Genomic DNA, 13295 nt, shown 5'->3' with positions numbered 1-13295 from the left:
GTGTTAGGTATTGCCAAAGATGACCTTTTTCCCCGTTTGCAATCCGATGATCAAGTCTTTGATATGATGAATGTCGAGATTGCTCTGCGCGCGTGTACAGGCAACGTAGAGCAAGCGCAGCTCCTCTGGGCTGATCTTGACTGCATTGGTGGTCACATCATAATAAAAATCGTCATCGAGCTGTACGCGCCCCCATTCAAGCCCTTTGGCCTTGTGCGCGGTAGAGATGACATAATCGGCGTTATCGATGCTGGTCAAACTATTGACCGCTTGGCTTAAGACGTTGGTACCGTGATCATCGACCAGCTTGACCAATGTTTTAAGGTCGCTGCCTTCATTGGTTTCAGAGTACTCTTGCACATCGCCCCAATTATAAAAATACGCCAGCTCTGGCACGCCATAAGCTGATTTGCCGTTTTTTAGGTTCTCAGCCGCTTGACAGAATTTTAGCATACGATCGGTATCGGCTTGCAGTGCCACGCGGTGCCCAAGCTTGAGTCCCGTCAATAACTGCGCCATCGCAGCGGCATTGGTGCGACAGAGGATGGCGTCTTTTTTGCTATGGACCATGCCTTTATCGGTAGAGGACTGCTTGGCAGGATTGCCCTTTAGCGGTACTTCTTCTTGTAAGGCTTTTAGTAGGGTGTTGGCCACCTCAGCGATGGGCTCTCCAAAGCGAAACGACTGTGTCAATAGGGTTTGTGGTAGTGGTAGCTTTTTCATCGCATTCACCGCGCCGCGCCATTCATAAATCTGCTGATGAGCGTCGCCCACATAGATGACTTGCCGTGGCTGCTGGGTCAAAATCCCCATCATCAACGGATCAGCATCCTGCGCTTCATCAAACAAGATAAAATCCGCTGGGATACTGGGCTTGGAGAGTGCCCATAATTTGAGATAAATATCATGGCCGATACCAGCAGGATGGCGGGCATCGATAGACTGTAGCCAGCGCTGCTCGACGGCAGGGTAGAGCATCTCACGCAGCTGCTCGCTATCTGACGCATCGAGCCAGCTGGGAAACAATAAATGCCGGGGCGCAGGGTAGCTGGCATGGGTGCTACAAAAATGACTGACCGCATCGCTGACAAACCGCGCAAGGCGGGCTGGGGTCAAAGTGATGTATTTATTTACCCCATCCATTTGCCGACGTACTTGCACCGCTTGTAGCCCCAAGTCATCGCCCAAACGCTTGGGTGAAAACCGTGGTAAGGACAATTTGGCAGTGATATCACGTGCGACATGGCGATAGGCAAGCGAGTGAAACGTACGGCAGTCCACGTGACTGGGAAATTTTTGCCGAGCATCATTGGCGATCGCTTTGTTGAAGGCCAAATACAAGCCGCGCCCCCGCAGACGCTCGCCGATGAGCTTGAGCGTTGTGGTTTTACCCGCGCCCGCATACGCCACCACTTTAAACGACTTGTGGTCCATCGCCATATTTAGCGCATTTAGCTGCTCATCGGTGGGGTCGCTCATATAAGCGGGCATAGATGCGGACATAAAAGCTACCTAAAATACTAACGGTGTCAACATCTGCTGACACGATGGATGAGTAAAAAACGATCGAAAAATCTGCGGACAAACAAGACAGGACAACAGCTATAAGGGCAAAGCCATAGGGTCAAAAACCATAAAGGCAAAAAAAGCCACTGCATAAACAATGGCTGGCGATGAGGTCGATGGCGCTTGTCAAATACCGATAGTCGTCAGAGGCGTAGCTTATCATCAACGGCGTTGTTTGTTGTCCAAGGTATTACTTTTTATCCAGTTGACTCTCATTTGCCAAAGCAGGGCGGCGCTCTTCTTTAATCAAAATCTTCGCCAAAAACAGCCCCAGCTCAAACAGCAGCCACATCGGAAAAGCCAGCATCAACATCGACACCCCATCAGGTGGTGTCACCACGGCCGCGATGGCAAAGCAGCCAACGATGATATAACGGCGTTTATCCTCTAAGCTGTCAATGGAGACGATACCGGCCAATATCAACAGTAAGGTGACGACTGGTATCTCAAAGGTCAAGCCAAATACCATAAAAAGCTTTAATGCAAAGCTCAAATAACTGTCGATATCTGTCATGGGTAAGACGTTTTGCGGCGCAAAGGTAATAAAGAATTTCAAAACCCCTTTGAGCACAATAAAATAAGAAAATGCCACCCCAGCATAAAACAATACGATAGAAGACATCAGCACTGGAATGGCGACTTTTTTTTCTTTTTTGTACAGACCTGGGGCGACAAATGACCAAATTTGATACAAGATATAAGGCATGGCCACAAAGGCGGCGACAAAGATACTCAAGCGTATCGGCGCCATAAAGTTTGAGGTGATATCGGTAGCAATCATTGTCGAGTTGGCAGGTAACTGCGCGACCAATGGGTCCGATAACAGGTTATAAAGCTCGCGTGAAAACCCAACTAAGGCCAAAAATACCACCAGCACCGCCACGCATATTTTGATCAGATGACGGCGTAAATCAATGAGATGCTCGGTGATGGGCATATCGCCAAGCGAGCTTAACATATCCCCATCATCGCTATCATAAGCCATATCGGCTGAGCGGGTTTTTTCTGTCCCTGTATCGCCGATTTTTTCTTGTCGGCTTTTTTTGCGTTTAAACAAATCCATCAGTCGGCCTCCTGCATCTGGGCAGACGCTTGTGAGGCGTTAGGATTGGCAGGCGCGCTATTTAATAGGATATCTGCTTGATAATTGGGGAGATAGGGGGCAGCGGGTAGGCGGCGTGCTTTATCATAATCACCGAGGCGAAACCACATGTTTTCCCAAGGTTTGGTCATGATGGGCGGTGCTGTTTGCTGATCGATGCCGTCAGAAGGCTCATTATGCTCATAGGCGTGCGCAAATGCTGTTGCCACCTCAGGCTGCTCGTTTACGGTATTGCGCGCAGTATCAGCCTTGTGACGCGCTGTATCATCGTTAATCACAGGCTGATGCTCTGCATGCGGATAGGCTGTTAGGGCGCGGTTCTGTGACGACTCAAACTCTTGCATACTGCCGCGCATCTCTGCCATTTCACGTCTCATCTCCGCCTCTGTCTGACGGATTTTTGCCAGCTCTTTTTGCATTTGTTGCCGAGTCTCGGCCAAGTCAAGCTCAGCCTCTATTTCCGATTGTAGGGTAGAGACAGTACGGCGAATTTTGGCATACCACTGCCCAGCCGTGCGCGCCGCTTGCGGCAGCTTTTCGGGGCCCAAGACGATCAAAGCAATCACGCCAAAGAGCAGTAATTCAGAAAACCCAATATCAAACATAATGGTGGATTGTCACTATCTAGATGCTAGCGGCATTATACCTAGCATGGTATTTGCTATGATCAATGATGCTTATCGTCAGTAGGGAGCGTGCTGCTATGCTCATCGACTTTATTAGGTGCTTGGCGCTCTGCTGGATGAGCTGCGCCGTCGTGATCGAGTACCACTTGCTTTTTGGCATGCTCAGCATTTTCGTCTTTGACTGCGTCTTTAAAGCCTTTGACCGCACCGCCCAAGTCTTTGCCGGCATTTCTAAGCTTTGAGGTGCCAAATACCACCACCACCACCACCAGTAATATCAGCCAATGCGTAATAGAAAAACTGCCCATAATGATATCCTTAATGTCTGAGACCTCATGTCTGAGATTTCTGAGTGTGAATGCTGCTCTTTAGTTGTTGGCATCAGTATTGCCGCCACCGCGCTACTGTTATTTTATAGAATACTGATCTATTTGACAAAAATACAGACATAACGCTGACGTAAAAATACTATTATACCTTGCCCTTATGACAAAAAGGTGAAAGTCGCAACAATCACACAGAGTAAATAGGTAGTGGCACTTTTGTTTTCGACATATAGTCAATCCTAAATAAAACAGAGACATTATATATCAACGTGGAACTGGTCTAAATTTTCCTTGCGTGCTATGCCTACGCAGACAGAGGCTGCGAAAAATTTATCCCAGTCCTACTGTATCTTTTTTATACTGAACTCACTATATGATAGGTTATCTCGACGCTTTCTCATCGATGCCTGAGAGACCAAAGCGTCGGCCCAGCTCGTGTAAGATGGCGTCTGACTCGATATCAAACCATGCCAGCCCGACCAACGTATGAAACCACACGTCAGCCACTTCATAGACAAGCTCATGACGCGCGGCATCATAGTGTGCTTGATCGCCAGAAACGTCACAGATAGCCAAGTCTTTGGCAGCGATGATGCTCTCGGTGCTCTCTTCGCCCACCTTTTCTAATATCTTGTTTAGGCCTTTTGCGTACAAGCTTGCCACATAAGAGCTGTCAGCATCGGCGTGTTTGCGCTCTGCTAATACCTGATCTAGTTGCTGTAAAATCGAGTTGGTATCGATCTTAGTAGTCTCTTTTTTAGTAGTCCCTTTAGTGCTGGCATCGTGACGTTGGGGGTTAGAGACGGCCTCGGCAGCCGAAGTAGACGCATAAATCTCTGCCGGATCTTTTAATACTTTATCCACCGTTTGCCATTGAGGCTGCGCGCCTGATAAGTCTAAACGCTGATAAAAACAAGACTCACGTCCTGTATGACAGGCGATGCCGCCCGCTTGTGTCACGCTCAGCACAATCACATCTGCATCGCAGTCTAAGCGGATATCATGGACTGTCTGGGTGTGACCTGACGATTCTCCTTTGTGCCATAACTGACCACGCGAGCGCGAAAAATACACCGCTGTCTTTGTCTCGGCGGTAAGCTGGAGGGCTTCGTTATTCATCCATGCCATCATGAGGATACGCCCAGATTTATGATCTTGAGCAATAGCGGGAATCAAACCATCAGCATTAAATTTTATGGCGGCAAGCCAAGCAGGTAAAGTCATAATATGTCTGTCTTGTGATGAGAAATAGGAAATAGATAGTTAGTGGGGCTGTGCTCGACCCTCTATGTGACATTTTGGCCTAATGGTGATAGGGGTTCAGAGCGTCAAGGGCATCACAGCCTAAATCAATGCGGATATAGCGCCGCTTTTGTGTCTTTATCCAAGGCGGCGGTTTTGTTGAGGTGAAAATCGTAGTTGATAAAATGGATCCGTGCCTTTGCCACCACCTCGCCACCATACATACGCGATATTTTGATGATCATATGGCCGCCGTTATCATACAGCGGCTCGACCCCCACCTCAAACAACAGCTCTTCGCGCGCCCGTACACGGCTATTGGTGGTTAGCTGTATGCCATCGATGATCAGTCCTCGATGGTCCGCATTGATCTCTTGTATACCTTTTGCATGCAAAAACCGATGCCGCGCCTCACAAAGCAGAGCGGTCAACGCTTCAAACGAGATATGCTGACTCCTATCGATTTCAGTATGACGCACTCGCATCACTGTCTCAAATACAAATAGGCTGTCATCAAAGTCTAACTCTTGATTTGACACGTTATCTCCTAGAGTGATGGCAGGCAATGATGGGGGTTGCCAATCATGTTATAGGTGTACAGCGTCAGAACGGATTATGGTCATAAAACGGATGAGCATAATACCGAGTCAATGGCTATCGTTACTGGCATACAATTCGTGCACGATAAGCAGTCAAGCCAAACCTCTACTTAAGCACAGCTTTGTCTCACATTCAATCTATTTGCAAAAAAATCCCCGATTTTATGACCCGACTTTATGACCCGATCCTATAAAGTGTATCGCCGTCTTTGCGGCAGGCTATTGGGCGGAGTGTAGGGGAGCCATAGTGATATACGCTTACTAAAAGCGCTGGCTATATAAACAGCTGAGCGCTTGGGCGAAAATTCACTTGGCAAAACAGAGCGCTATCTGCTAAAATAGCGCCTCCCACCTCGAGGCAAATAACAGTTTAGTGGTTGTTTTTAAAGCCACTATTTATGACTGACGATTTGACGACCAGGTTCTATCAAAGACAAAGAGGCAACTCATCATGAAAGTTAAGATGAAAACCAGAAGCGGTGCCGCTAAACGCTTCAAAAAAACAGCGAATGGCTTTAAGCGTAAGCAAGCCTTCAAAAGCCATATCTTGACCAAGAAATCAGCTAAGCGTATTCGCCAGTTGCGCGGTCTAAAGATGGTGGACAAGTCTGACGAAGCAGCAGTTCGTCGTATGTGCCCATACATCTAATAGCCTATGGTCACTTAGCTTTAATGTATTAAAGGTATTTGACTTTGCAATCTGATAACGATGTCTGGTATTCACTTATATAATGACATCGTGATTCGTTTCATAATGATTAAAAAATCTTGGAGTAATTTATGGCCCGTGTAAAACGTGGTGTACAGGCAAATCGCCGTCACAAAAAAATCTTAAAGCGTGCTAAAGGCTACTACGGTGCCCGTTCACGTGTTTACCGCGTAGCGGTACAGGCAGTGACCAAAGCTGGTCAATATGCTTATCGTGACCGTCGCAACAAAAAACGTACTTTCCGTCGTCTTTGGATCGCACGTATCAATGCTGGTGCTCGCATCAACGGCTTAAGCTATAGCCGCTTTATCAATGGCTTGAAAAAAGCAAACATCGCAATCGATCGTCGCGTCTTAGCTGACATCGCTATGCATGATGCAGCTACTTTCACCGCATTGGTCGAAAAAGCAAAAGCGGAATTGGCCTAAATATTACCCTTTCCGTTAGGTGGCTTGCTTTTTTAGCAAATACCTAGATGGATCGGACTAATATTGATTAATAGTACGATATTAATAAAAGCTACCGCTGGTCGGTGGCTTTTTTTATAGTAAATTATTTTGGCGTCATCACTATTGCGGTTAAACACACGCATTTTTGCTAAATATCTATTTTGCTAGATATATATGTCTACATATTCAAGCCATTAGCATCACTCATGATCATCGTGAGATAACCGAGCAAATGGTTTGCAATATTTGGTCAAATCCCTACAATTACCAAGCACCATACTTACTTAATAGTCCGTTTAAATCAGGAATAATGCGTCTTATGACTACCCCTGCTGCTATCACCGATTTGTCGGCGCTACCGACCTTGTCCTCAGAGCTTGATGAGCTAAATGAATCACAGCTCAATGAGTTTGCCAGTGCTGCTGAAGCGCTAATTTTGCAAGTAAATGACGCGCGTACCCTACAAGACTTGCGTGTACAGCTAACGGGCAAAAAAAGCTCGCTTACCGGCTGGTCAAAACAGATGGGTAAGCTTGGTAGCGATGACAAAAAAACCTACGGCGGCTGGTTGCACAGTGTGCGTAGCCGTATCGGACAGGCGCTCACCGAGCAGCAGCAGCAGCTAGAAGTCGCTGCATTGAATGCCAAGCTTGCAAGCGAGAGTATCGATATCACCTTGCCGGCGCGCGGTGGTCAAAAAGGCCATTTGCATCCAGTGACGATGGTGACCCAGCGTATGCAGCAGTACTTTGTGCAGGCTGGTTTTAACGTCGCGACAGGCCCTGAAGTTGAGAGCGACTACTATAACTTTGAAGCGCTTAATATTCCCTCCCATCACCCTGCGCGCGCGATGCACGATACGTTTTATTTTGATGCGCACTACTTGCTGCGTACGCACACCAGTCCGGTACAGATTCGCACCATGGAAAAGAACGAGCCGCCGATTCGTATCATTTGCCCAGGCCGCGTCTATCGTAACGACTCAGACCAAACGCATTCGCCGATGTTTCACCAGCTAGAAGGGCTGATGGTGACCGAGTCGAGCACCTTTGCTGAGCTAAAGGGTTTGATCAGTGAGTTTTTAGAGGCGTTTTTTGCCAAAGAATTGACTGTACGTTTTCGTCCGTCATTTTTCCCATTTACTGAGCCTTCTGCTGAAGTGGATATCCTCGATGACAATGGCAAATGGCTAGAAGTGATGGGCTGCGGTATGGTGCATCCGCAGGTGCTGACCAACTGCGGTATCGATAGCGATAAATACACCGGTTTTGCCTTTGGTATGGGTATTGAGCGCTTTGCCATGTTGTATTATGGCATCGATGACTTGCGTTTGTTTTTCCAAAATGACGTGCGCTTTTTAAAGCAATTTGGCTAGAGTGCTTTTTTTATATAAAAAGCGCGCCTTGTTGATATAACAAGTGTATGTGCCAAGCTTTACTCCAACATCTTTATTACAAAATTCTGATCCGAGATATTTATGAAAATTAGCGAACAGTGGCTACGTCAATGGGTGAACCCCAATAATACCAGCGAGCAATTGGCCGAACAGCTGACCATGGCAGGGCTTGAGATTGATGATCGCTTTGCCGTTGCCCGAGCCTTTAGCGGTGTGGTGGTCGGTGAAGTCATCAGTGTCGAGCCGCATCCTGATGCCGATAAGCTGCGCGTCACGCAGGTAAATATTGGTGAGTCTGAGCCATTACAAATCGTCTGCGGCGCGCCGAATGTGACGGTCGGTATGAAAGCGCCTGTTGCTACCGTTGGGGCGGTACTGCCGAGTGATGATGTCAGTAATGGTAAATCAGGCTTTAAGATTAAAAAAAGTAAACTACGCGGCGTGGCCTCAAACGGTATGCTATGCGGTGCTTCTGAAATTGACCTAGTCGATGATATAGATGGCCTACTTGAGCTACCTGAAGATGCCCCAATTGGCACTGATATCCGTGACTACCTAGGTTTAGACAATCAAATACTCGATATCTCTATCACGCCAAACCGCGGCGACTGCTTTAGCGTCCGCGGTATTGCCCGTGAGATATCAGTGATCAATGATCTGCCGATGCAGCAGCCGGAGATTGCCACTGATGTAGCGGTAACGGACAATGATGCAACGCCTGCGGTCACCGTTAGTGCCATTGAGGCTTGCCCACGCTATCTCTTACAATCAATTAGCAATATTGATCGCAGTATCGATACGCCAAAATGGATGGCTGATGCCTTGGTGCAGTCAGGACTACGCTCGCATAACTTTTTGGTGGATGTGACCAACTATGTATTGATAGAGCTTGGTCAGCCATTACATGCGTTTGATGCCGATACCATTCAAGGTGATATCGTGGTGCGTTTGGCGCAGCCTGCAGAGACATTGACGCTACTAAATGAGCAAACCATTACCCTAACTGGTGATGAGCTGGTGATTGCCGACGATGAGGGCGTGCTTGCCTTAGCGGGAATCATGGGGGGTAAGCGCAGTAGCGTCACCGATAGCACCACCAATATTATTTTAGAAAGTGCGTTTTTCAATCCGTTGGCTATCGCGGCGCGCGCGCGTCGTTTTGGTTTGCATACCGATGCCTCACAGCGTTTTGAGCGCGGGGTAGACTTTGAGCTGCCAGCGCTTGCTTTGGCGCGTGCTGTTGATTTGATTACTAGTGTCACAAGCGGACAAGCTGGGCAAATAGTAAAAGTAGAAAACAGCGAGCACTTGCCAGCCCGTACGCCGATTACCTTGCCAATCAGCAAAGTCCGTGAAGTCGTCGGTATCGAGATAGAGCCTGCGGTCATGGTGCGTATCTTAACCCAGCTGGGCTTTGAGGTCGCGCAGCAAGCAGAGAGTCTAATCTGTACGCCGCCGTCGTATCGTTTTGATATGAGTATTCGCGAGGATCTTATCGAAGAGATTGCCCGTATCTATGGTTATGACAATATTCCAAGCGTCCTGCCGCATCTGCAAGTCAGTATGGATTATGATGATACGGCTGATTTGACGCATGAGATGAAGCTGGCACTCGTCAATAATGGCTATATGGAAGCGATTAGTTTTAGCTTTAGTGATGCCAAACTTGAGACGCTACTTGATGATGAAGCGTTAGGTGAAGTGTTGGCATTGGCCAATCCGATCTCAAGCGATCTGGCGGTCATGCGCCGTACTTTGCTTTCAAGCTTGTTGCCTTGTGTACAATACAACCTCAATCGTCAGCAGCCGCGTGTACGTTTTTTTGAAACGGGTCTGAGCTTTGTCGGTCAGAGTGTCAGTGACTTGGTGCAGACGCCGAGCATGGCGCTGGTCGCAGTTGGCGATATTTGGGATGAACAAGCTTACCAAAACCGAGCTTTAGATTTTTATGATCTCAAGCACGATATCGAGCAGCTACTTCCAGCCCAAATCGATCGTGCGCGCGTACGCTATGAGCGCAGTCAGCTAGCGTTTTTGCACCCTGGTCAAAGCGCCAAGCTATATATCGATGATATCTATGTCGGCTGGTTGGGTCAGCTGCATCCGAGCACCGCAAAACAGCTGGATCTGCCTGCCACTTGGGTTGCCCAGCTATCGCTTGCGCCGCTGCTTAACTTGGCCCGCGAGCAGCATGACATCACCACGCCAAGTAAGTTTCCACAAGTGCGCCGTGATATCGCCATCTTGGTAGATACCGAGATTAGCCTACAGACGCTAGAGTCGACGGTGCGCCGTGCTGCTGGAGCCTTATTGAGTGATATGTGGTTATTTGATGTCTATCAAGGTGACAAAGTACCGACAGGTCAGCGCTCGCTTGCATTTGCTCTGATATGGCAAGATTTGTCACAAACCCTATCTGACGAGGCAGTAAAAACTGCCACTGATAAAGTCGTTCACGCTTTGATTGAGCAGCATTCAGTACAGCTGCGTGACAGCTAACCTCTATACCCGAAAACTAATAACGCATCATGGCCTTTTTTAATTAAAAGGCTGTGGTGTCTTATTTGTCAAAAAAATTATGATCGAGACGTTTTTTGTCTAAAAAATGGTAAGTGGTTATTAATAAAAGAGATTTTATAACGTCTATATTAAAAAGACCACAAAAAACCTTTATAATAACTGCTATCCCCTCATACCGCTAAACCATGATATTCGACATCACGACATAGCATAGGAGTCGTACTGTGAGCACTTTAACCAAATCTGACATGATTGAGCACTTGATGAGCCACCTAAACCTAACGCGCCAAGATAGCCGCTGTTTGGTAGAGCGCTTTTTTGAGGAATTGTCAGAGAGTTTGATCGATGGCAAAGAAGTCAAGCTTTCAGGCTTTGGCAACTTTGAGCTAAAAGACAAAAATAGCCGCCCTGGTCGCAATCCAAAGACAGGGGAGCCCGTTGCCGTATCTGCGCGCCGAGTGGTGACCTTTAAGACAGGTCAGAAATTTCGCCAGCAGGTTGATGAGCGTTTGTTTGATGCTTAGTCTTTGTCTATACACATAGGCCTGCTCAGAGAAAAAGAACCAAAGATAACGCTGTTTAATAGGGACTTTTTTGGGTATCTCTTATCTACTAGCTTAGCACAAAAAATCGGTGTCCATCTAGTTAGCAGGCTATCCTGCTATCATTTTGCTTAAATAGCAGATATAAAAAAAGAGAGCATAGGCTCTCTTTTTTACTACAGTGTTTATTGTGTGACCAATAAAATTACTGAGCTTCTTCAACAACCACTTCGTCAGCTGCATCAACAGCTGCAGTGTCAGTTTCGCTAGCTACATCAACGCTAGTAGTAGTACCGTCTACAGGTACTTCAGCGTCCATTTCGTCAGTTGCAGTTGCAGCTTGTGCATCAGCGATGTCAGCTTCAGCTTCAGCAGCAGCAGCTTCTGCGTCAGCAGGTACAGCTTCGCCGTCAGCAGCAGCTTCGTTTAGCTCTTCTTGAGCGTCTTGTACTTCTTCTTGTGCGTCAGATAAATCTTCAGCAGCGTTTTCAGTGTTGCTGTCACAGGCAGTTAGGCCCATAGATGCAGTCATGATACCAGCTAGAGCAAGTAATTTAAGGTTCATAGTTGTTTCTCCGAAAAAATGAAATGAGCAGTAGTAGTAACAAAAGCCAAAAAAAAGGTCGAAATCTGATGTTTTTCAGAGTTCAACTAATCTTAGTTACAACTACTCAGCTTTCACGCATTCTATATGTTTTCTTTCTGAATGGAAAGAGGCTGTACAATTAAGTAACAATAAAATTGTAAATGTAATTTTATATCTCAAACCTCTCATCATCTCTTAGAAAATGACACAAAATAATATGCGTATAATCAATAAGATCGGCTTATTATAAAAGCATATTTGCTGTCTTGATATTCTTTAACTGTTGGTGTTGTGTAGTGCTTTCATTGAAGATGGCTGGTATTCGGTAATTGGCGTATTGCGGTCAGTAAATTTTACGATAACGTAATCAATTTCGGCTTTGTTTTTGTGCTGTATCTGTTAAAGGCTACTGATAGGCATATAAAAGTCATAAAACATAATAAGCAAAAAGCTTGGGGACACCGTAAAAGCTAGGTACGACAATGAGTCAGACAATAAAGACCTAAAAATACTTGTATAAATGGTCGATAGTATGATGGTATAAATCATATATTTAAGGAGAGAAGGTATGAAGTGGCAAGGTAGGCGAGGTAGCTCAAACGTGCGCAGCAGTCGCGGCGGCGGTAAGATGATAGGGGGTGGTATCGGCGGTATTATTATCGCGGGTATTTTGTGGTTGGTTTTTGGGGTCAACCCCATGACGGCATTACAGACAGGGCAAGTGGTGGCAGGCGGTGGCGGCAGTACGGCGAGTGAGCCTGCCACCAGTGACGACCGCGATACGCAGTTTGTCAAAGTCGTATTGGCCGATACAGAAGACGTTTGGCATCAGATATTTAATGAAGCGGGCAGTACGTATCAAGAGCCGTCGCTCATATTGTTTAATGGTCAAGTCAGCTCTGCTTGTGGGAGTGCCAGCGCTGCAACAGGGCCATTTTATTGTCCGGGGGATCAAACCATTTATTTGGACACGTCGTTTTTTGTGGAAATGCGTCAAAACCTAGGTATCTCAGGCGATCAGCAAGGCTCAGGGGATCAAGATAACCAAGGTAAGGCAGGCGACTTTGCGCAAGCCTATGTGATATCGCACGAGGTGGGCCATCATGTGCAGACGTTGCTTGGTATCACTCAGCAGGTGAATGAGGCTGGTCGTCAAGTCAGCCGCGCACAGGCCAATAAGCTGTCGGTCATGCAAGAGTTACAAGCGGACTGTTTTGCTGGGGTATGGGCGCAGCGTAATCAGGAGCGCGTACAGTTCTTAGAAGCAGGTGATATCGATGAGGCCATTAATGCTGCAGGCCAAATCGGTGATGATCGCCTCGCTCGCGCGAGCGGCGGCGCGGTTGTACCAGATAATTTTACGCATGGTACCAGCCAACAACGTGTGCAATGGTTTACCCGCGGTCTGCAGAGTGGCAATGTACAGGCATGTGATACCTTTAGTGGCGCTCTATAACGCTGATAGGTTAGAGTTGACGCACTCTAAAAAGTATATGACGTTACTGGTATCAGTCTGCCTTACGTGCTGGGTCGTCTACGCGGCCAGTAGCGGTGCAACCTACATTTAAAGACAGTATCTGAGTCGCGCACTTAACGGTATCATCCTTTTGTTGTGAATGGGCTATACTTAAT

13 protein-coding genes are annotated in these 13295 nt (G+C 47.0%); 6 read left to right on the top strand and 7 right to left on the bottom strand.

What is annotated here, in order from left to right; genetic code table 11:
- Positions 1-3: 3 nt before the first annotated feature.
- The 6 genes from CAP50_RS11800 to CAP50_RS11775 form a co-directional block, all read right to left on the bottom strand.
- Positions 4-1503, bottom strand: coding sequence for a UvrD-helicase domain-containing protein (locus tag CAP50_RS11800; protein ID WP_075101932.1), 1500 nt, complete (start codon positions 1501-1503; stop codon positions 4-6).
- A gap of 253 nt (positions 1504-1756) precedes the next feature.
- Positions 1757-2629 carry a twin-arginine translocase subunit TatC gene (gene tatC / locus CAP50_RS11795; RefSeq protein ID WP_075101933.1) on the bottom strand — a complete coding sequence of 291 codons (873 nt, stop codon included), beginning with the start codon at positions 2627-2629 and terminating at the stop codon, positions 1757-1759.
- Positions 2629-3273: a Sec-independent protein translocase protein TatB gene (tatB, locus tag CAP50_RS11790; RefSeq protein WP_075101934.1), complete on the bottom strand. Its 645-nt coding sequence runs from the start codon at positions 3271-3273 to the stop codon at positions 2629-2631. The genes tatC and tatB overlap by 1 nt, the downstream gene beginning before the upstream one ends.
- 62 nt (positions 3274-3335) lie before the next feature.
- The gene (tatA, locus tag CAP50_RS11785) at positions 3336-3602 is read right to left on the bottom strand and encodes a Sec-independent protein translocase subunit TatA (RefSeq protein WP_075101935.1); all 267 of its coding nucleotides are present in this window, start codon (positions 3600-3602) and stop codon (positions 3336-3338) included.
- A 399-nt stretch (positions 3603-4001) separates the two neighbouring features.
- Positions 4002-4844, bottom strand: coding sequence for a bifunctional phosphoribosyl-AMP cyclohydrolase/phosphoribosyl-ATP diphosphatase HisIE (gene hisIE / locus CAP50_RS11780; RefSeq protein ID WP_075101936.1), 843 nt, complete (start codon positions 4842-4844; stop codon positions 4002-4004).
- 125 nt (positions 4845-4969) lie between these two features.
- Entirely contained in the window at positions 4970-5401 is a 432-nt protein-coding gene (locus CAP50_RS11775) for a thioesterase family protein (RefSeq protein WP_075101937.1), read from the bottom strand.
- A 511-nt stretch (positions 5402-5912) separates the two neighbouring features.
- On the opposite strand from CAP50_RS11775, the gene rpmI reads away from it, so the two are divergent.
- From rpmI to CAP50_RS11750, 5 genes are all read left to right on the top strand, one after another.
- Positions 5913-6110 (top strand): 50S ribosomal protein L35, encoded by a 198-nt coding sequence (rpmI, locus tag CAP50_RS11770; RefSeq protein WP_011281253.1) that lies wholly within the window; start codon positions 5913-5915, stop codon positions 6108-6110.
- Between the two features lie 131 nt (positions 6111-6241).
- Positions 6242-6598 (top strand): 50S ribosomal protein L20, encoded by a 357-nt coding sequence (gene rplT / locus CAP50_RS11765; RefSeq protein WP_075101938.1) that lies wholly within the window; start codon positions 6242-6244, stop codon positions 6596-6598.
- A gap of 340 nt (positions 6599-6938) precedes the next feature.
- Positions 6939-7994 carry a phenylalanine--tRNA ligase subunit alpha gene (pheS, locus tag CAP50_RS11760; RefSeq protein WP_075101939.1) on the top strand — a complete coding sequence of 352 codons (1056 nt, stop codon included), beginning with the start codon at positions 6939-6941 and terminating at the stop codon, positions 7992-7994.
- A gap of 102 nt (positions 7995-8096) precedes the next feature.
- The gene (gene pheT, locus CAP50_RS11755; protein WP_075101940.1) at positions 8097-10514 is read left to right on the top strand and encodes a phenylalanine--tRNA ligase subunit beta; all 2418 of its coding nucleotides are present in this window, start codon (positions 8097-8099) and stop codon (positions 10512-10514) included.
- A gap of 245 nt (positions 10515-10759) precedes the next feature.
- Complete coding sequence (locus CAP50_RS11750) at positions 10760-11059, top strand: integration host factor subunit alpha (RefSeq protein WP_075101941.1); 300 nt, start codon at positions 10760-10762, stop codon at positions 11057-11059.
- 223 nt (positions 11060-11282) lie between these two features.
- On the opposite strand, the gene CAP50_RS11745 is transcribed toward CAP50_RS11750, so the two are convergent.
- Positions 11283-11642, bottom strand: a complete 360-nt coding sequence (locus CAP50_RS11745) for a hypothetical protein (protein WP_075101942.1) — start codon at positions 11640-11642, stop codon at positions 11283-11285.
- 589 nt (positions 11643-12231) lie between these two features.
- Between CAP50_RS11745 and ypfJ the strand changes: the two genes are divergently transcribed.
- The gene (gene ypfJ / locus CAP50_RS11740) at positions 12232-13119 is read left to right on the top strand and encodes a KPN_02809 family neutral zinc metallopeptidase (protein WP_075101943.1); all 888 of its coding nucleotides are present in this window, start codon (positions 12232-12234) and stop codon (positions 13117-13119) included.
- Positions 13120-13295: the final 176 nt, after the last annotated feature.

The organism is Psychrobacter sp. L7 (assembly GCF_002810365.1).
Taxonomy (GTDB): domain Bacteria; phylum Pseudomonadota; class Gammaproteobacteria; order Pseudomonadales; family Moraxellaceae; genus Psychrobacter; species Psychrobacter celer.
Note: the sequence above shows the minus strand (reverse complement) of the source record. Positions and strands in the feature narration are given on the sequence as shown.